Here is a 19,678-nt window from a genome sequence, read left to right on the forward strand (position 1 = left end):
TTGCTTGCAACGAGTGGCGGGCGCACCGACCAGTGGCGTTGCGCCAGATTAAAAAAACCACATCACGACTTACAAATTCACCACGCCCTGACCGAGTAATTGCACCTTGCCGCTAAGGGTAAGCTGGGCCTGGCTATCAATCTGTAAGTGCAGATGACTAAGTCGGCTGAACAGCCGCTGGATGGTATGGCCTTGTTCCAGCTTGAGTTGCTGCGGCGGGCGCTGGCCGGTGGCTAGCAAATAGCTGCCGATATTCAGCGCCGCCGAGCCGGCGCCAAAATCTTCATACACGCCAAAATGGTCGGCCATAAAGCAGCGCATAGTGATCAGATCATGTTCGCGATGCCAGATCACCGCCTGCGCCACCGGCTCGCCATGGTCGGCGTATTCGGCTAGCAAGGCCGGATGCGGTCGCGCCTGTAATACGGTTTGGCGGGAGCGCACCGGGATCAGCAGTTGCTCTAGCCCGGTATAGATAAGCTGCAGCGGCGGCAGGATTTCGTGGCTTTCAATCCCCAGCGCATGCGCCAGCTGCACCTGGCCATGATTCGGCGCCCGGCTGCGCCCGGCCGGCAACCGCAGCGCCCAGGCTTCGCCCATCGTCTCCACGGCAAATTCGCCCTGAGTGCAGTGCCAGCGCCGTGGCGCCTCTGGGCAATGCGCCTGATAGACCGCCGCCGCCGCCAGATAGCCGCGTGCCGAGAATGGCAGCGCAAATTGCGGGTAATGAAAGGCCAGCTGGGCTGGCTGGCGGCCGGCAAACACGACTTCACTACCATTAAAGGTATAGGCCAGCTGCTGGCGCAGACTTTCCAGCGGTAAATCATCGCTGAGCACCACCACGCAGGGCTCGCCAGACGGTGTTTTTTCGCTGAATACACTAGTCAGAAAGAAAGGGAATTGGGGCATGTTCTTATCGGTGCAAGTTTCTGTGTCAAATCAGCGGCAGAGATCGGGTTTCTTTGCTAAAATGTACGGGATTTTTCTGTCTTGAATTCGCCGAAATTGGATTGCCATGTCTGTGCTCGAACCTATTGCTGAAAAGGATTTGCCGCTCAAGCGGGATTTGGATCTGCTTGCTGCCTTGTTGTCTGACACCATTCGCGAACAGGCCGGTGCGGCCACTGCTGAGCAGATCGAGTCGATTCGAGAACTGGCTATTCGTTACGTACAGGGCCACGACCCTGATGCGGGCAAAGCGCTGGCCCGCTCGCTCTCGACGCTGGATATGCCAGCGACGATGGCCTTGGTGCGCGCATTTAGCTATTTTTCGCATCTGTCCAATATAGCAGAGGATTTGCACCACAATCGTCGCCGCCGGGCGCACAAAGTGGCGGGCTCTAACCCGCAACGCGGCAGCATTGCCGCGGTGCTGAATACCCTGCGCGAGCGTGGCGTGAAGCCGTTTGAGATTCTCAGCCTGCTGAACGACACGCTGATCGCCCCGGTAATGACCGCACACCCGACCGAGGTGAAACGCAAGACCATTCTGGAATGCCACCGCGCGCTGGGCGATTTGCTCACGCAACGTGATCGCAAGCAAATGACGCCGGACGAGCTGGAAGCCAACCAAGAAGCCTTGGAACGCGTGATGATCACGCTGTGGCAAACCCGCGAAATCCGTACGGTGAAGCTCACCGTGCAAGACGAGATCGAAAACGGCGCGACGCATTTCCGCAATACTTTCCTGCACGAAATCCCACGTCTGTATCAAGACATGGAAGATCGCCTGTCAGCATTGACCAATGAACAAGTAACGCTGCCCAACTTTATTCAGGTGGGCAGCTGGATCGGTGGCGACCGCGACGGTAATCCGTTTGTGACCGCCGATGTGATGCGCTATGCTGTATCGCGCCAGGCTGGCGTGGCGCTGGATTATTACTACCAGCAATGTTTGAAGCTCGAAAGCGAGCTGTCGATGTCAACGCGCCTGGTGCAAATCGACCAAGATTTGTCGGCGCTGGCGGCGCAAGCCACCGACGACATCGCGCGTAAATCGGAAGAGCCATATCGCCTGGCGGTAACCGCTATCGCTTCGCGTATTTTTGCGACGGCGATCGAAATCGGTACGTTCCATCATCAACTGCATGATGTGGCACGGGCGCAGCCTTATGCCAGCGCGGACGAATTGGCCGCTGATCTGGCCGTGATTGCCCGCTCACTGAAAGCGCATGGCGCGGCCAAGCTGGCCAATGGCCGTCTGCGCCGCCTGCAGCGCGCGGTATCGGTCTTTGGCTTCTATCTGGCGCCAATCGATATGCGTCAGTTTGCCGGCATGCATGAAAAAATGATCAGCGAGTTGTTTAACCGCGCGGGTCTGGAAGAATATCTGGCGCTGGATGAGCAAAGCCGCCGCGTAGTGCTGCTGCGCGAGCTGGCCAGCCCACGCCCGCTGATCTGTCCGCACGATGTGGCCTATAGCCCGGATGTGCAGCAAGAGCTGGATATCTTAAAAGCTGCGGCGGAAATTCAGGCGCGCTACGGCGAGGCTGTGCTGCCTAACTATATTATTTCCAACTGTGCGTCGGTTTCCGACATGCTGGAAGTAGCCGTATTGCTGAACGATGTGGGCTTGGTGTCACTGGCCCCAACCGTGCGCAGCAAAGTCAATATCATTCCATTGTTTGAAACCACCGGTGACCTGCGCGCCAGCGGCGAAATCATGACCGAGCTGTTTGCGATCCCGCAATGGCGTCAGCTGCTGACCTGTCGTGGTGATGTGCAGGAAGTGATGCTGGGTTATTCGGATTCGAATAAAGACGGCGGATACCTGACTTCGAACTGGGAACTGTACAAAGCCGAATTGACGCTGGTGGATGTATTTAAAGAAGCCGGTATCAAATTGCGCCTGTTCCACGGCCGTGGCGGTACGGTTGGTCGCGGTGGCGGCCCAGCTTATGATGCAATCCTGGCCCAACCTGCCGGCTCGGTAAATGGCCAGATCCGGATTACCGAACAAGGTGAAGTGATCACCGCCAAGTACGCTGACCGTGAAGTCGGCCGCCGTAACCTGGAAATCTTGGTAGCCGCTACGCTGGACGCAAGCTTCCCGGGCGAGCAAACCATCGATCCAACCGCGCGCCGCAGTTTGATGGAGCGCCTGTCGAATTCGGCTTACCGCTTCTACCGTGATCTGGTCTATGCAACGCCGGACTTTATCACTTACTTCCTCGAAGCAACGCCGATCAAGGAAATCCCGAATCTGAACATTGGCTCACGCCCATCGGCGCGGAAAAACACCAATAGCATTTCAGATCTGCGCGCGATTCCGTGGGTATTCTCATGGTCGCAATGCCGTCTGATGTTGCCGGGCTGGTATGGTTTTGGCCATGCCATCAGCGAATATCTGGCTGAATCTGGCGACGAAGGCCTGAAAAACCTGCAAGAGCTGTATGCGACTTGGCCGTTCTTCCAGACTACGATTTCCAATATGGAAATGGTGTTGGCCAAATCCGATATCGCCATTGCGGCGCGCTACTCGGAGTTGGTGCAAGATCAGGACGTGGCTAAACGCATTTTTGGTCGGATTAAAGATGAATGGCAACGCGCGGTGAGTGCTGTGCTGGCGATCACTGGCCATGAAGAATTGCTGGGCGATAACCCGATGCTGGCCCGCAGCCTGAATAACCGCCTGCCGTATCTGGATCCGCTTAATCACCTGCAAGTAGAATTGCTCAAACGCATTCGCGCCGGCGACGACAGCGAAGAGCTGCGCCACGCGGTGCATTTGACCATCAACGGGGTAGCGGCTGGCCTGCGTAATAGCGGCTAAGCACTCGCGCTGCAGCAAAAAAGGAGCCACCATGGCCAGGATGAAATCACCGATTTTATTCGCCGCCCTGGTGGCTTTATGCTTTCTGGTGTCGCCAGCGGCGCAAGCCTTGCCGAGCCATTTTGGCGATAAGGTGGAAAACGCGCTGGCCTGCCGCAGCGAATGGTCCACGGCATTCTGGCGGACCTATTTTCGCCAGCATCTGAATGCCCCCATCCGGGTCTGGGGCGAGGCCGAATGGTTTGGCGGGCAGCAAGCCACCATGGCGGGCAATCAGGTCGAAGAGTTTTTTGTGAACGTCCCTGAGTCGGGCGCTTTAATGGTGGGCGCGCTCATCAATAAACCGCTGGAGCAGGTGAAAAAAAACGTCGAAGAGAAAATGGGCTTTGCCTTTGTGGAGTTACCCGGGCCGTATCCACGCTGGCTATCCAAGTTTGGTAGCGTGCTGGTGGCCAGCGGCCCAGAGCAAACCAAGTGGTATTGTGCCCGTTGGCACCTGGGTAATCGCCCCTGATGGGTATTGCCAGCTAAGCATTGATTGAATTAGGCCCTGAACCATTACCTGGTCAGGGTATTTTTATTTGAGCTTCTTTAAGCTAATTGCAGTGCGCCGCACTGAGGTATGTGATGCAAATAATTGCCGATTATCCGCTCGATAAACTCAATACGTTCGGATTGCGTTCGCGCGCCGAGCAATTTGTAGCGATTGATTCGCTAGCTACATTACAGGCGTGTATTGCGAGCCCGGAACTACGTGCTTTACATTGGCATGTATTAGGTGGTGGCTCCAATCTGGTGCTACCTGAAGTCGTGCCAGGCTTGGTGCTAAAAATGGCGCTCATGGGGCGCAACCTGCAGGCGGAAGACGTCGATGCCTGGTATGTCAGCGGCGCGGGCGGTGAAAACTGGCACGAATTTGTGCAATGGACGCTGGCCATGGGTTGGGCCGGGTTGGAAAACCTGTCGCTGATTCCGGGTACTGTGGGGGCCGCGCCAGTGCAAAACATTGGCGCCTACGGCGTGGAAGTGAAAGATGTATTGCATAGCCTGACTGCAGTCCATCTAGAAACCGGTGAAGTGCGTGAGTTTAGCCGCGCGGAGTGCCAGTTTGCCTATCGGGATAGTTTTTTTAAGCAGGCCGCCGGTCGAGCGTGGTGCATCGTGGCGGTGACGTTCCGGCTGCCGAAAGTGGCGCAGCTGAAAACCAGTTATGGCGATATCGAGCAAGAGCTAGCGCGGCAACAATTGCCCGTTTCCGCCGCAAATATCGCAGCAGCGGTGATCGCGGTGCGTCAACGAAAATTGCCCGACCCAGCCGTGATCGGTAATGCGGGTAGTTATTTCAAAAACCCGATCGTGCCAACGGAACAAGCACAGGCGCTAAAACAGCAATGGCCGGCACTGGTCTCTTTTGCGGTAGATGATAAGCACACCAAGCTTGCGGCAGGCTGGCTGATTGATCAGGCTGGCTGGAAAGGCAAACAGCTCGGCCCAGTCGGGATGTATGCCCAGCAAGCGCTAGTGATGGTGAATCACGGCGGGGCGAGTCAGCAAGATGTAAAAAAGCTGGAGTTTAATATTCAGGCAGCAATTGCCGCGCAATATGGCGTAAAACTTGAGGCCGAGCCAGTTTTTTGGTGAGTGAGAGCTATATCACCATCTGCGAATATGCTGTTTTTGTGTTGTATCAGCAAATTAACATTAATGATGTTAAAATCCGCCGTCATAATGGCCGAGTAAGGCTAGTAAGCTTGGCGATGAATACAAGAAAGCCAAGATTGAACTGGATTCAATAGCGGGACGGGTGATGGCGCGAAAGAAGTTGGCAGTGGTCTTAGGGTGTGCAATTGGGTTAGCGCATGGCGCATATGATGCAGACGATACGCTCAAACTCAATGCCGAAGTGGGCTATGGCTACGATGACAATGTTTTTCGTTTAAGCGAACAAGGCAGTAATAGCATTACCCGCAAGCATGGCCAGCAGGGTGATAGCAAACTAGACGTTGCACTTGGTGGCCGCATTGATGTACCGGTGTCTCGGCAAAATTTCAGTGCCAGCGCGCGGGTTAATCGCCAGCAATACATGGATTTTAGCGAGCTGAATTACACCGGCTGGCAAGCAGATCTTGGCTGGGCCTGGCAGGCGGGCAGTTTGTTGTCGGGGCAATTGAATGCTGGCACTAGCCGCAGCATGAGTAGCTTTGAAGATACGCGTGATGGCCGTATTGATATGGTACGTCAGAGCAATGTGCAATGGCAGGGCGCTTATTTAATATTGAGCAACTGGGCCTTGGTCGCTGATGTGGGCTATAGCAAGCAAACCCATGACGTTCGCACTTTGGAAGACGCCAAAAACCTGACTTATGGTCTTGGTATGCGCTATCGCACTGAATATGGTTCAAGCCTGACAGTGCGCCAGCAGTGGCAAGATTATGATTATTTACGCAATTTAGCTTTCATTCCTGCTGATCGTCGCGGGTATGAAGAACGGCTAACTCAGCTGGTATTGCAATGGCCGTACAGTGAAAAGCTGAACATCAGCGCGTCTGGCGGGGTGAGTAGCTGGAAATCAAAGTTAACTGGTGAGCGTTCTTCTAGCACACCGCAAGGCAACCTTGACCTCACGTGGCAGGCAACGGGTAAAACAAAGTTGCGGGCAGGTTATGGCCAGAACTTTGATCAGTTCACCAGTGGGGCAGGCCGCGATTTGCAGCGAGTTACCTATCTAGGCGCTGCGTGGGCGATGTCTGAAAAATGGCTGTGGGATTTAGAGCTTCGTCACTGGCAAAAACAAACTGAAATGCAGGCAGGCCAGCGTTTGCGCGATGAGCAATACGAATCAGCCAAACTCAGCGTGGTCTTCAAACCTGCCCGTGCATGGAGCATTCGCTCGTATCTGCGCTGGGAGCAGCGCGAAGATCAAATGGGCAGCGCTGATTATGATCTTTTTGCTGGCGGTATAACTGGTCGCTACGATTTTTGAAAGTAATGTTGGGCATATACAAAAAAAAGAAGGAATGAGAATGTTACGCGTATGGTTAATGACAGGTTTTTTGGCTTTGGCAGGTTCGGCACAAGCTGTCGTGGTTCAGCCAGGTTCATTTATTGATAACCCCGGGGTAATTGTTGGGGCAGGTGAACAAGACAACGGCGTGGTCGGGATTGATCAAACCAAGACCAATGTCACTATCGGTGTCAATGGCTTTGTTTCGCAGGGAAGTGGTCCGATTGCCCCGCGCGCATTGACAGCGGGTCCTGCAGCCCCAACAGAGTTTGGTTCTAGCGGAGCTAGCGGTTTTAGTTTGCCAACTGCACCGCTAAACCCAACTACACCAGAAAAGCCAATAACGCCGCCAGTGCCTGAGCCAGAGACTTATGCATTGCTTGGCCTCGGTCTTTTGGGCGTGCTGGCCGCTCGACGCCGTAAAGTTGCAGATTAAACAGGGAGAACCCAGTGCATCAGGATGTTGCTCTACATTTGAATAAACCAGATCAAACTTTACAGGCGGGGTTTAGTGGTCGCCCAAGTTTGCTGGGTGATCGCTTTCGCGAGTTTTCAAATGCGGCGCCCATGGTTAGCTTTTTTAAGCTGTTTCTGGATCCCGTCCTGGTCGTGGTTACACTGTTTGCACTGGCTATCCCGTTTGAAGTGGCAACGGATGGGCATGAAATCATCCTCGGAGCATTGGCTTTTCTGCTCTCGGCTTTGCTGCTCGATGGGGTGTTTTTATTCGTGCCCGGATACTCACGCCCTTTATTAGGTTTAGGCCGCTTCGCTTTTGAATGGCTAGTGGTGGTGACGGCCTTGGTGCTACTTGGTCGGATCTCTGGGTTTGATCAGTACTTCTATCCGCCTTACATGCTCACGTGGTTTGTGGTTGCGCCTTTGGTGCTGATCGCGGCACACGGCTTATTCCGCTGGTTTGTTTTGCGCCCAGATCTCGACCGCGCCACTAAACAACGTGTGGTCGTGATTGGTGCGAATCAACCCGGCGCAACACTGGCCCGCAACATGCAAACACACCCGTTTCTGAATAAAGAATTTGTCGGCTTTTTTGATGATCGGGCTGAAGATCGCTTAATGCTGGAGCGCACCGAGCAGCTCTTGGGTGGGCTGAAAGATGTCGCTGAATATGTGAAGGCGAATCACATCCAGCAAATTTATATTTCACTGCCGATGACGGCTCAGCCACGGGTGATGGATTTACTCGACGAGCTGCGCGATAGCACCGCCTCGGTGTACTTCGTGCCGGACCTATTTGTCTTTGATTTGATCAATGCCCGTTTTGACAATATTGCCGGTGTACCCGTGGTAGCGATTTGCGAAAGTCCATTTGTGGGGATGAATGGCGTGGTGAAGCGGATCAGCGATGTCGTGCTGTCCAGTTTGATTCTGCTGCTAATTTGGCCACTGTTGTTAGGGGTGGCGATTGCGGTGAAGCTCACCTCCAAGGGGCCGGTGTTCTTCAAGCAGAAGCGCTACGGTGAAGACGGCCAGAGCGTCTTGGTATACAAATTCCGTTCGATGAATGTCATGGAAAACGGCGATAAAGTCGTGCAGGCCACCCGGAACGATAACCGCCTCACGCCTATCGGTGGCTTTATTCGCAAGACCTCGCTCGATGAGTTACCGCAGTTTATTAATGTCTTGCAAGGGCGAATGAGTATTGTGGGGCCGCGCCCACACGCAAATGCGCACAATGAACAATACCGCAAGCTGATTTCGGGCTACATGATGCGGCATAAGGTTCGGCCTGGTATTACGGGTTGGGCGCAGGTAAATGGCTATCGCGGCGAAACCGATACATTAGATAAAATGCAGCGCCGCGTAGAATACGATCTGGATTATCTGCGCAGCTGGTCTGTTTGGCTTGACCTCAAGATTATTTGGAAAACCGCCACCATGATGTTCCGCGATCGGAACGCGTTTTAAAGTAAGGAAACACAATGAACGTAAAACCTCTGGTACTGGCTGTATTGATTGCAAGCACCCTCACGGCATGCGGTGAGAAAGACGATAAGAAATCGCCCAGCCAAGTCTTGGCTAAAGTCAACGACAGTGAAATCACCGTCCACCAGCTCAATTTTGTACTGGCCCAAGTGCCGAATGCCCAGCCAGAGCAAAAGCAGCAAGTGCTGGAGCAGTTGGTTGACCAAGAATTGCTGGTGCAAAAAGCCACCGAGCTTAAACTGGATCGCGAACCCAATGTGGTGCAAGCCATTGAAAATGCTAAACGGCAGATTTTGGCGCAGGCAGCGGCCGAACGGGTGATTGGCAAAGCCGGTGAGCCAAGCAAAACGGCTATTGATGATTTTTATGCGAAAAACCCTGCGCTGTTTGCCGAGCGTAAAAATTATGAATTCACAACCTTCGTGATTGAGAAAGCGGCCTATAGCGACGCACTCAATACTGCGCTGAATACCGCCACAACACCTGCCGCAGTGAAAGCGGCCTTGGATGCTGCGGGTATCAAATTTGACACTAACGAAGCCAACCGTTCGGCGGAACAACTGCCGATGCCGATGCTGCCTAAATTTGCGGCGATGAATGTGGGCGACATTATGGCGCTATCCGAAGGCGATAAAACGGTTCTGTTGCAGCTGAAGGCCACACATGCAGCCCCGGTGAGCCCTGCCGAAGCTGAGCCAATGATTAAGCGCTACTTGGCGAATAACGATGCCCAAGCGCAAGCAACGCAAAAAATGAAAGGCCTGCGTGATGCGGCCAAGATTGAATATTTGCAGAAATTTGCTTCTGCACCGGCGGCCAAGCCTGCCGAGCAGGCCGCATCATCGACCGATGAAAGTCTGAAAGCTGGTCTGAAAGGATTGAAATAATGTTACGCAAATGGCTTGGACTGTTCAGCCTGCTCGCCGGCTTGCTCATCAGCGGGGCGGTAAGTGCCGCGGGTGAATATGTGCTCGGGGCGGGGGATGTGGTCAAGATTCAGGTCTATGACCACCCTGATCTCACTACTGAAGTGCAGTTGAATAATCAGGGCACTCTCGCATTCCCACTGATTGGTGAAGTGAAGCTGGCCGGCCTCACCTACACCGATGCGGAAGCACTGATTAGCAAGAAACTGATTCAGGGCGGCTTTATCAAAAAGCCCAACGTGAATGTACTGATTGTGCAATACCGCAGTCAGCGCGTGGCGGTGTTGGGCGAAGTAAATAAACCGGGCCGATACGCCCTGGATAGTGCTACCGATCTGATTGATCTTCTGGCAATTGCCGGCGGCATTAGCGGGACGGGTGGCGATGCGGTGGTGGTGTTGCGTGGCGAAGAGCGCATCGAATACCACCTGAGCAAACTGACCCAGCTGGCCAACCCGGAGCGCCGCACCATTCCTATCTTGAATGGCGATACCGTGTATGTACCCCGCGCCAAGCAAATGTATGTGTATGGCGAAGTCAACCGCCCGGGTGCGTTCAAACTCGAGCCGAAAATGACGGTGATGCAAGCTTTGGCGGTAGCAGGTGGATTTAATCCGCGCGCCGCCAAACGCAGCATTGAAATCCACCGCGTGGATGACAATGGCCAGTTGCAAAAAGTAGAGGCCAAGCTCACCGATCTGCTGCTTGAAAACGATACCGTTTTTGTGAAAGAAAGCTTCTTTTAATCAAGTCTTGTCGAGCGCCGGCCAGGTATGGCCGGCTGTTTTTCGGCCTGAAAAAAGCAGTAGCGTTTTTGTAATGATGGGTATTGGTCGCCGAGCCAATGAGATGAAGATCTCTGGGTGTATACCTACCTGGGTATGGCGCTAAGTCATCATCGATACAGCGAGTACAAACATGACGTTTGAACAGTTTTTGAATATTCTGCGCGCCCGCAAGTGGATTGCATTACTGGTGTTTGCCACCGTATTGCTCACCACCTTGGTTGTGAGTTTACTATTGCCTAAGCAATACACCGCGGAAGCGACCGTGGCGATTGACATCAAAGCTGCCGATCCGGTAACGGGTCAGCCGGTGGCCGGCTATATGGCGCCAAGCTTTATGGCCACGCAAGTGGACATGATTAGCAGCCAAAATGCGGCGCTGAAAGTGGTTGATACCCTGGGCCTAACGCAATTGCCCGAAGCGCAGGCGCAATTTCAGGAGGCCACCAAAGGCCGTGGCGATATTCGCAATTGGTTTGCTGACACTTTGCTCAAAGGCCTCGATGTCAAACCGAGCCGTGAAAGTAATGTGATCAATCTGGAATACACGGCCACCGATCCACAATTTGCCGCTACCTTGGCCAATGGATTTGCCCAGGCCTATATTCGCACCACAGTGGATATTAAAACTGCCGCTGCACAGCAAAATAACGCCTTTTTCCAAGTGCAACTGAAATCGTTGCAAGCCAATCTGGAAAAAGCCCAAGCTACCCTGTCCGAATACCAGCAAGCGAATGGCATTGTCGGTTCGGATGAGCGCCTCGATATCGAAACGCAAAAACTCAATGAGCTTTCTAGCCAACTGGTGGGCGCACAGGCACAAACCTTTGATGCCCAATCGCGTGCACGCGGTGGTCAAATCGCGCCAGATGTATTGAATAACCCGCTGATTCAGCAATTGAAAGCCCAGCTCAGCCAGCAAGAGGCGAAATTTAAAGAGCTATCAGAAAAAAATGGCCCCAATCACCCGCACAATCAGCAGGCTCTGGCCGAGCTGAACGCCACCCGAGCACAACTTAATGAGCTGCAATCGCAATATGCGGGTGGCCTGAACAGCGCGGCGGGCAATTCAGCTTCACGCCAGGCGTCTTTGCAAGCCGCTCTGCAAGCCCAAAAAGACCGCGTGCTCGAGCTGAAAAACCAGCGTGCCAAGCTGGATGTCTTGCAGCGCAATGTGGATAACGCCCAGCGTAGCTACGATCAGGCTTTGCAGCGCTTTAGCCAAACCATGCTGGAAAGCCGCGCAGATTCTAGCAATATCAGCATCTTGAAATCTGCCGTGGCGCCGCTGAAACACTCTAGCCCCAAGACCGTGCTCAACCTGATCTTGGCTATATTTGTGGGCGCACTGCTAGCGATTGGCTTTGCCATGTTGGCTGAATTGATTGATCGCCGCGTTCGTACGCCGGACGATATTGAAAATATGCTGGGGATTAAAGTACTGGCCGATTTACTGCCGCCAGCCCCTCGCAAACGCAAATTTGGCCGCCTGTCAGGAGTAAACGCATGAACGCCGCCATTCATTCTAATCAGCCGGGCAATGGCAATATCGGGCAGCTGTTGCTTAACGCCGGCAAGATCACCCCAGCGCAAGCTGAAAAGATCCTGCATCTGCAAAAAGAAAGTGGGCTGCGCTTTGGCGAAGCCGCCATCAAGCTGGGGTTTATTTCCGACGCAGATATTCAAGATGTGCTGGCGCATCAGTTTGAATACCCCTATCTGGTATCGGGTCAGAGCAAAGTTAGCGAAAAGCTTGTGGCGGCATACTCCCCGTTTGATGTGCGGGTAGAAGCACTGCGCAGCTTGCGCAGTCAGGTATTGCTCAGCTGGATGGAAAGTGGTCATAAATCGGTAGCCCTGGCCTCATATGATGCCGACACCGCCAGCGATACTTTGGCTGCCAATCTGGCGGTGGTGTTTTCGCAGCTGGGCGAGCGCACATTGCTGGTCGATGCCAATTTGCGTGCTCCCCACCAACATCATTTGTTCGCGGTGGAAAACCGTAAAGGCCTCACGGATGTATTGGCTGGCCGGAGTAGCGTGGCGGATTCAATCCAGAAAATCACTGATTTCCGTGATTTATCCTTACTGACGGCGGGTACCAACGCACCCAACCCCCAAGAGCTGCTCTCGCGTGATAGCTTTAGCCAGATGGTGCAAGAGCTGGCCAGCCAATACGATGTAGTGATCTATGCCACCTCGCCCTTGGCCAATAGTGCTGATGCCCAGCTAGTGGCTTCACGCGTGAAAGGGGCCATTTTAGTGGCCCACCGCCATCAAACCCCAGTCAAAGGCCTGCAGGAAGCCAAGGCACTACTGGAGCATAGCCAAACCACCATATTGGGCGCTGTATTGGCGCAGGATGTGTGATATGCAAACCGCACAGCAGCAAGCGCAAAATGGCCAATTTAATTTGGCCGTTTTTTTTAAGAAAAACTTACTCATTGTGTTGGGTTTGCTCGCACTCGCCGTGCCTACATGCCTGAGCCTGGCGCAAGGTATCTGGCAAAGTGATGATCAGGCCCACGGCCCAATTATCCTCGCCATTGTGGTATGGCTATTCTGGCAGGTAAAAGAGCGCATCGTAGCGCTGCCAGATCGCCCAGCCACTGGCATGGCCTTTGTGCTGCTGATCCCAGCCTTATTGCTGTATGTATTAGGCCGCTCGCAAGCGATTTTAATATTTGAAATCGGGGCGTTTATCCCGCTAGTAATGGCGCTATTGCTGCTCAGCAAAGGGCCACGGGCCATTGCAATCGCCTGGTTTGCGCTGGTGTTTATGCTGTTTTTAATCCCGCTACCCGGCTCGGTGGTGGATGCGCTCACTGGCGCCTTAAAAAGCCAAGTCTCCCATATTGCCGAAGTGATCCTCTATGCGGCGGGCTACCCGGTAGGGCGCAGCGGCGTATTGATTACCGTGGGGCAATATCAACTGCTGGTGGCGGATGCCTGCTCGGGTATGCATTCCATGTTTAGTCTGCTGGCGGTAGGATCTTTGTATGTCTACATCACCAATCACCAGAGCAAATGGCGCAATGTCATTTTGATTTTGGCGATTTTGCCAATGGCTTTTATCGCTAACATCATTCGTGTAATGACCTTAATCTTAGTTACGTATCATTTCGGCGACGATGCTGGCCAGGGATTTATTCATGATTTTGCCGGAATGGCATTGTTTGCTTTTGCTTTGGCTGGCATGTTTATTCTTGATGCAATTCTGGGCCTCCTGAACAAACCCAAGGTATACAAACATGCCTAACAAGAAAATGACCCAGTTGCTAGTTGCTGTGATGATGTTCACTGCTGGAATCGCTGCACACACACTAGTGCCAACAGAATCAATAGCTGTAAAGCGCAATTTGAAATTAGCCAATGCACTACCAGAGCAATTTGGTGATTGGAAGATTGATCCAAATCAGCCTGTTATTGAAGTTCCTGCTGAAATGCAGGCAACAATCAATAAAATCTACTCTGATACAATTAGCCGAACTTATATCAATCAAGCAGGGCAACGTGTGATGATTGTAATTGCGTACGGGAAAGATCAGGGGGATCAGAATGCAGTTCATCGACCTGAGGTATGTTATCCCGCTCAAGGTTTTACGGTAGGTCAAAGTCGAAGAGAACAAGTGCGTGTGGGTGAAAAAAGCCTGAATGTAGTTAAATTACTTGCTAAGCAAGATCAACGTCATGAGCCAATTACCTATTGGATAACAGTCGGAGAGTATCAAGTTGCCAGTGGGCAGCAAGCAAAAATAGCTCAACTTAAATATGGCTTGAGTGGCAAAGTAGCAGACGGTTTGTTATTTAGAGTATCCAGTCTAGGTGCTGATGAAATGGCAGAGTATAAATTGCAGGAGAGATTCATTACTGAGTTATATGCAGTATTGCAAGAGCCTGTAAAGAGTTGGTTGTATGGTGTTGCTAGCCCGCAATGATGGAATAAATAGTGATTAAGAATACAACAACTCGCGTAAAACAAAGCATGCTTTCCATGCTGATTACGAGGCCGCTTTCAGCTGTGGCAGGCTTAGTAGTACTTGTCCTATTGTCACGTGGATTAAAAAGTACTGAGTATGCAATCTATTTTGCTGTTTGGGCTGTTGCAGAAATTGTAATTCTGGCGAGCAATTGCGGATTGATTCAATCCGTTTATCGGTATGTGAGTGCAGCACAGAAGACTAATGGCTGCTATGTCGTAGAAGGCCCGGTGCTAAAATTGATTGCACTTCGCTTTTTATCACTAATTTTATCTGGCGGAATTTTGCTATCTTTTCCGGATTTATTTGTAAGGGTTTTTTCAGGGGCGCATTTTAGTTCGGTGTTGGTTCTCTATGTCCTCGCAATATCGATTTGCGAAGGGATGGCGCGTTTTTTTGAATCGATTTTCGATTCTATGCTCTCACAGGGACGTAGCCAATTTACACTTTTACTGCGAACTTTAGTTCGTGTGGTGGGGTTGTTGTATCTTGGTTATCAAGATGGATTGACAATTGAAAATGTGATTCGGTTGGAGATGATCGCCGCTTCTTTGGGTTTTTTTGTTGGGTTTATTCTTTTTGCGCAATTATATGTTGCAAGTGAATTGGGTTCGACGGAATTGCATGAAGGCACTTTGGTGCGCATGGTAAAGTTTGCTGTGCCAGCATATATGGCACAATTACTTGGTATTCTTTACGGCCCGGATGCAATGAAGTTGATTTTAGCGGGCAATGTGGGAGCGCACGCGCTTGCCGTATTTGGCTTTGCATACTCCTTGGCGGCTGTGGTACAGCGCTACTTACCGATTAATATTTTGGCTGGGGTTTTCCGTCCGGTGTTTGTGGCTGCTTCTAAGAAAGAAGATGCAAATCACATTCTGCCTGAGATGCTGGTGATGGTAATTAAAGTTAACTGGCTATTTGTTGTCCCCATTTTTTGCATCTTAATATTCTTAGGGGATTGGTTTTTAGGGAAAATCTCGGGCGGTAATTACACCAACGCTGGGCCAGTAATGTGCATCATTGTTGTGGCATTGTTAGCTGTTGCAACCCATGGTGCATTGTCAATGTACTGTTTGGCACGTGAAACGTCTTGGGCTCCAATGTGGGCAACAGCATGTAGTGCGGTTGGGTTACCAATTGCGATCTATCTAGGTGGACGTTATGGCGCAATTGGTGTGGCCTTGGCATTTTTGGTGAGCGAGATAATCTGGTGCTTTGCGTGCTATTTAATTTTACAGATAAATCAAGTTCATCGATTTACTTTGCCAATTCGAGGTCTACTAGTGATTGTGGGGAGTGTAACTACTGCGGTTGCTTTACCGCTGGCCTTTAATCATTGGTTTTCGCCAGTGCTTTCAGCAGTTGTTGCGATTTTGGTGTTGTTGATTTTGCTGATTAAATTTTCACCCTTTTCTAGTCTTGAGCAAAAATGGCTAACTTCAGTTTGCCCAGCTCCTTTAGCTAAGATATTGAGACTGTAATATGTTTAAGAGAATGATTCGAGAAACGGCCTTGCGTATACCAGGGCTCGCCACAATGTATTCTGGTTCCCGCTCATTTTATCATCGCACTCGTAAAATTTTATTTTACGTGCGCGATGCCAAGCTTACCTTCAAGCATATGAATTGGATGGGTGCGCATCAACGTGCCTATACGACTTTAAGCGCGGCATTGCTCTTTCAGTATCACAAATTAGAGAAAGGCCTTTGTATGCCGGGGGAAAAACGCTTTTTTGGATATGATCCAGCAATTGCGACTCTGGATTTAATGGCCGAATGGCGTAAGCATGGGCTTTCTGAACAAGACCCTGTTTTCCGCGGGGCGATCGAAACATTGCGCGCTTATCGTCAACGATTAAATGAGACCCCCCCGAAGCAGGGAAAGATATTGCGTGAAAGACTTGATGGATTACTCGAGCAATATACTGAGCAGGAAAAGACTTTAAGTACCCCTTTGCCCGCTCGCCTAATCACTACCGATGTGGTGTGGCCTATTTTTCAACAGCTGGTTGAAGCGCGGCGCAGTGTGCGTGAATATCAGTCTACGCCGGTTGACTTGGCTCTAATTCGGCGAGCTGCAGAGCTTGCGCAATTAAGTCCCAGCGCCTGTAATCGGCAGCCGTGCCGTATTCATGTTTACAGCGATAAACAAAAAATCGAAGCGCTGTTAGCTCTTCAAAATGGCAATCGTGGTTTTGGGCATACTGCGCCCTTGCTTATACTCGTCACGGCGGATGCCTATTCTTTTTTTGACGCATCGGAACGTAATCAACCTTATGTAGATGGTGGACTCTATGCCATGAATCTACTTTATGCTCTTCAAGCCCAAGGGCTCTCAAGTTGCTGCCTGAATTGGTGTGTCGAACCGGCACAGGACGAATTAGCACATCAACTCGGGAAGGTGCCAGAACAGGAACGCATCGTAATGTATTTACTGGTCGGTTATGCCGCTAGTGGAGCCTTAGTACCTCGTTCTCCTCGACGCGCGTTAGAGTCTACCGTGATTATTCATTAATAAATTTGTTTTCTCAGGAAAGAAAAATGGCAAAAATCTATTTCGCCGGCCAAGATAATTTTGGTAATCGTGGTTGTGAAGCCCTAATCCGTTCAAATGTTAAAACAATTTTGCAACATATGCCTGCGGCAGAGTTTATTGTGCCGAGTCACGCACCGGAGGTAGATGCTAAGCAATGGCCGGATGCAAAACAATATGCAGTGCAATTTGTGCCTGCTGAACCGATCCCATCTGCAATTCGTTGGTGGAGCCGGGCACGGCGTGTCCTGAAATCCTTGGATGCGCATCCGCCTAAATTCACGGTTAGCGCTAATACGCAGGCACATATTCTAAGTGCAGATGCTTTGGTGATGACGGGCGGCGATATTATTTCTTTGGATTATGGTCTTGGATCACTTTATTACTGGATGCGCATTTGCGAAACCGCGATGAATGCGGGTAAGAAAACAGTACTGTGGGCTGGTTCGGTTGGCCCTTTTAGTAAAATGCCTGCGGTGGAAAAGTTGATGATTGGCTTTTTGCAACGGTTTAGCTTAATCACGGTGCGAGAAACGGCTTCATTAGAATATCTGCAGAAACTAGGGATTGAGAATGTGCAATTAGTCGTTGATTCGGCATTTGCCCTCGATTTTGAGCCAGTGTCTGAAGATTTGTTGCAATTGTTTAAACAAGCCAAGCCAGTGCTTGGATTTAACGTTAGTCCACTGATTCGCAATTTTAGGGAAGACGCTGACTCGAAGACCGCGCTCGATCAGGAGGTGGTGAACTTTTTGATCGCCACTTTGCAGCAAAACGAGGTCAATGTAATGCTCGTGCCACACGTAGATCCGCTCAATGGGCAAACCGAAAACAGTGATTCGGCTTATATGAGTCAGATTTTAGATCAATTGCGTGCCGCTGGATTTGGCCCTGATGTGGTACAGATGTTGCCCCGCACATTAAATGCAGCCCAGTTGAAAGATGTCATTCGCCGGTGTCATTATTTTATGGGTGCGCGCACTCACGCCACGGTTGCTGCATTATCACAAGCGGTGCCAACAACATCGATTGCCTATAGCATTAAGGCGAAAGGGATCAATAAAGATCTATTCGGTCATTTAGATTTTGTGCTGGAAACCCCTCAAGTCACAAGCGCAAGTTTGCAGCAGCATTTTAATCTACTGATTAGTCAACGCGCGACGATCCAGCAGTATTTAGCTGATAAATTGCCAGTCTTTAAATCTGAAGCATATCGCTCCGCACAATTGCTTCAAGCGATGTTTTAAGGGGAGCCCCTATTTGTGATTAACAAAGAAAATGGAGGTGTTTTCGCGCTAGGGGTTATTGCGGTACTGACTGCAATGCTTTTTGGCGGCGTCACAGCTCTTGGTAGCTATCGTTTGATCATCGGCTTATTGGCGCTGCTGAGTGCGGTGGTGCTACTTAGGAGTTTGCCAGTACTGAGTTATTCTGTTTTGGCGGCCAGTCTGCTGGTAAGTGGTTCACTAGAAATTTTCTTCGGTATTTCACAAGCAAATTGGTTGGCATCGTTACTTGCTCTGGCATTGTTTGTTGCGGTTTGCTTTGCGCCTAAACCCGATAAATTAAAAGCCCCATTGTTTATTAATCGGTTGATGGGCATGGGGTTTGCACTCTACGTCTTGACCTTGATTTTTAGCACAATGGTTAATTTTGCCAATGTGAGCCAATTGGTGGTGGGATTAAGAACTTTGATCCCATTTTTAGCCGTATTTTACGTGGTAGCTTTGGGGTATCTGCAAGAGCAGACGTTACAGCGTCATACACGATTGATTTTGATAATTGGTTGTCTGCAGTGGCTTTTTTGTATCGCACAACAATTAATAGTCGTACCCAAGCGCTATGGAATGGGGGCTGTAGGTGGTGATGCAGAAGCCATTGTCGGCTCCTTTGGTGGCAATCCATTGGGGGGGGGCTATACCGGCGAAATGGCTTGTTTTACGGTTATGGTGTTATTTGTTGTTTATTTCTTAGTTGAGCACCAGCAGCTAAACCGGCGCTGGCTGTGGTGTGCGGTGATTTCCGCTTTGGTTTCAATCGGCCTGGCCGAAACCAAAATCGTCATTGTATTAACGCCTCTGTTGCTGATCGGCGTGCTCTGGCAAGTACCAGGCGGTATCAATCGTGGGCAACTGAAAATGTTAGCTCTTTTTGGGTTTGCGTTAATAGTGATTGTTGCAATTTACTCGCAAAGGTTCTGGCAAGCGGACGGCGAGGTGCTGCATGCATTCACCTATTCTTTTGATCCAAATTTCAAAATTGACCCTCTGCATCGTGGTCGTTTTGCAAATTTAGAATATTGGTTTGATCAGACCAAAACGTCGATGCCCTTGTTGTATTCATTTATTGGTTTCGGGCCCGGTGCAACTTTGGAAAGCAGTTTTCTCGCCGGCGCAGGATCAGCAGTGCTGCAGTACGGCCCAGGTATTGATAATACGGCATTTTCTATTTTGTTATGGAATTGTGGGCTGCTAGGTACTCTTGGTTTTACTCTTTTAACATTGGGTGCTTTTTTTGAGGCTAGCCGAATTTCACGCTTAGCCCATGTTACCAGCTGGGTGCGCTGGCTGATGGTTGGTTTAAAAGCGTGGGTGTTGGTATTCCTCGCCATGCTGCCGTATCAGCCGGCCATGGTGGCAGGGGTCAGTATGCAATATTTGTTCTGGTTCTCTCTTGGCTTGATAGTATATTACGGCCGCCGATCAACGCTAGTTGGATTTAAATAAATA

The 19,678-nt window shown here is 50.9% G+C and carries 16 protein-coding genes and 1 pseudogene; 16 read left to right on the plus strand and 1 reads right to left on the minus strand.

Annotation, left to right across the window (positions count from 1 at the left end; genetic code table 11):
- Positions 1-69 precede the first annotated feature (69 nt).
- Complete coding sequence (locus L991_RS06125; RefSeq protein ID WP_047393324.1) at positions 70-909, minus strand: PhzF family phenazine biosynthesis protein; 840 nt, start codon at positions 907-909, stop codon at positions 70-72.
- Positions 910-1,015: 106 nt separating this feature from the next.
- On the opposite strand from L991_RS06125, the gene ppc reads away from it, so the two are divergent.
- The 16 genes and pseudogenes from ppc (at position 1,016) to L991_RS06200 (ending at position 19,675) form a co-directional block, all read left to right on the plus strand.
- A complete protein-coding gene (ppc, locus tag L991_RS06130) occupies positions 1,016-3,772 on the plus strand; it encodes a phosphoenolpyruvate carboxylase (protein ID WP_047393327.1) in 2,757 nt (918 codons plus the stop codon).
- Between the two features lie 31 nt (positions 3,773-3,803).
- Complete coding sequence (locus tag L991_RS06135) at positions 3,804-4,286, plus strand: hypothetical protein (protein ID WP_156129007.1); 483 nt, start codon at positions 3,804-3,806, stop codon at positions 4,284-4,286.
- 113 nt (positions 4,287-4,399) lie between these two features.
- Positions 4,400-5,413, plus strand: a complete 1,014-nt coding sequence (gene murB / locus L991_RS06140) for a UDP-N-acetylmuramate dehydrogenase (RefSeq protein WP_047393331.1) — start codon at positions 4,400-4,402, stop codon at positions 5,411-5,413.
- Between the two features lie 166 nt (positions 5,414-5,579).
- Entirely contained in the window at positions 5,580-6,755 is a 1,176-nt protein-coding gene (locus tag L991_RS06145) for a hypothetical protein (RefSeq protein WP_047393334.1), read from the plus strand.
- Between the two features lie 370 nt (positions 6,756-7,125).
- Positions 7,126-7,212 (plus strand): annotated as a pseudogene (locus L991_RS18025) (PEP-CTERM sorting domain-containing protein); the annotation flags it as partial.
- Between the two features lie 131 nt (positions 7,213-7,343).
- Positions 7,344-8,705, plus strand: a complete 1,362-nt coding sequence (locus L991_RS06150) for an undecaprenyl-phosphate glucose phosphotransferase (protein ID WP_047393501.1) — start codon at positions 7,344-7,346, stop codon at positions 8,703-8,705.
- 14 nt (positions 8,706-8,719) lie between these two features.
- Positions 8,720-9,610, plus strand: coding sequence for an EpsD family peptidyl-prolyl cis-trans isomerase (locus L991_RS06155; RefSeq protein ID WP_047393337.1), 891 nt, complete (start codon positions 8,720-8,722; stop codon positions 9,608-9,610).
- The gene (epsE, locus tag L991_RS06160; RefSeq protein ID WP_047393342.1) at positions 9,610-10,395 is read left to right on the plus strand and encodes a polysaccharide export protein EpsE; all 786 of its coding nucleotides are present in this window, start codon (positions 9,610-9,612) and stop codon (positions 10,393-10,395) included. The genes L991_RS06155 and epsE overlap by 1 nt, the downstream gene beginning before the upstream one ends.
- 172 nt (positions 10,396-10,567) lie before the next feature.
- Positions 10,568-11,944 carry a chain length determinant protein EpsF gene (gene epsF / locus L991_RS06165; RefSeq protein ID WP_047393345.1) on the plus strand — a complete coding sequence of 459 codons (1,377 nt, stop codon included), beginning with the start codon at positions 10,568-10,570 and terminating at the stop codon, positions 11,942-11,944.
- Positions 11,941-12,804 (plus strand): chain length determinant protein tyrosine kinase EpsG, encoded by an 864-nt coding sequence (gene epsG, locus L991_RS06170; RefSeq protein WP_047393349.1) that lies wholly within the window; start codon positions 11,941-11,943, stop codon positions 12,802-12,804. The genes epsF and epsG overlap by 4 nt, the downstream gene beginning before the upstream one ends.
- 1 nt (position 12,805) lies before the next feature.
- Positions 12,806-13,693 (plus strand): exosortase B, encoded by an 888-nt coding sequence (xrtB, locus tag L991_RS06175; RefSeq protein WP_047393352.1) that lies wholly within the window; start codon positions 12,806-12,808, stop codon positions 13,691-13,693.
- A complete protein-coding gene (gene epsI / locus L991_RS06180) occupies positions 13,686-14,372 on the plus strand; it encodes an exosortase-associated protein EpsI, B-type (RefSeq protein ID WP_047393355.1) in 687 nt (228 codons plus the stop codon). The genes xrtB and epsI overlap by 8 nt, the downstream gene beginning before the upstream one ends.
- A gap of 11 nt (positions 14,373-14,383) precedes the next feature.
- Positions 14,384-15,898 carry a lipopolysaccharide biosynthesis protein gene (locus L991_RS06185; RefSeq protein WP_156129008.1) on the plus strand — a complete coding sequence of 505 codons (1,515 nt, stop codon included), beginning with the start codon at positions 14,384-14,386 and terminating at the stop codon, positions 15,896-15,898.
- Between the two features lies 1 nt (position 15,899).
- Complete coding sequence (locus L991_RS16440; RefSeq protein WP_052190667.1) at positions 15,900-16,931, plus strand: nitroreductase family protein; 1,032 nt, start codon at positions 15,900-15,902, stop codon at positions 16,929-16,931.
- A 26-nt stretch (positions 16,932-16,957) separates the two neighbouring features.
- Positions 16,958-18,196 (plus strand): polysaccharide pyruvyl transferase family protein, encoded by a 1,239-nt coding sequence (locus L991_RS06195; RefSeq protein WP_047393360.1) that lies wholly within the window; start codon positions 16,958-16,960, stop codon positions 18,194-18,196.
- Positions 18,197-18,211: 15 nt separating this feature from the next.
- Entirely contained in the window at positions 18,212-19,675 is a 1,464-nt protein-coding gene (locus L991_RS06200) for a hypothetical protein (protein ID WP_156129009.1), read from the plus strand.
- The last annotated feature ends 3 nt before the right edge of the window (positions 19,676-19,678 follow it).

It is taken from the genome of Chitinibacter sp. ZOR0017, assembly GCF_000799095.1.
GTDB lineage: Bacteria > Pseudomonadota > Gammaproteobacteria > Burkholderiales > Chitinibacteraceae > Chitinibacter > Chitinibacter tainanensis.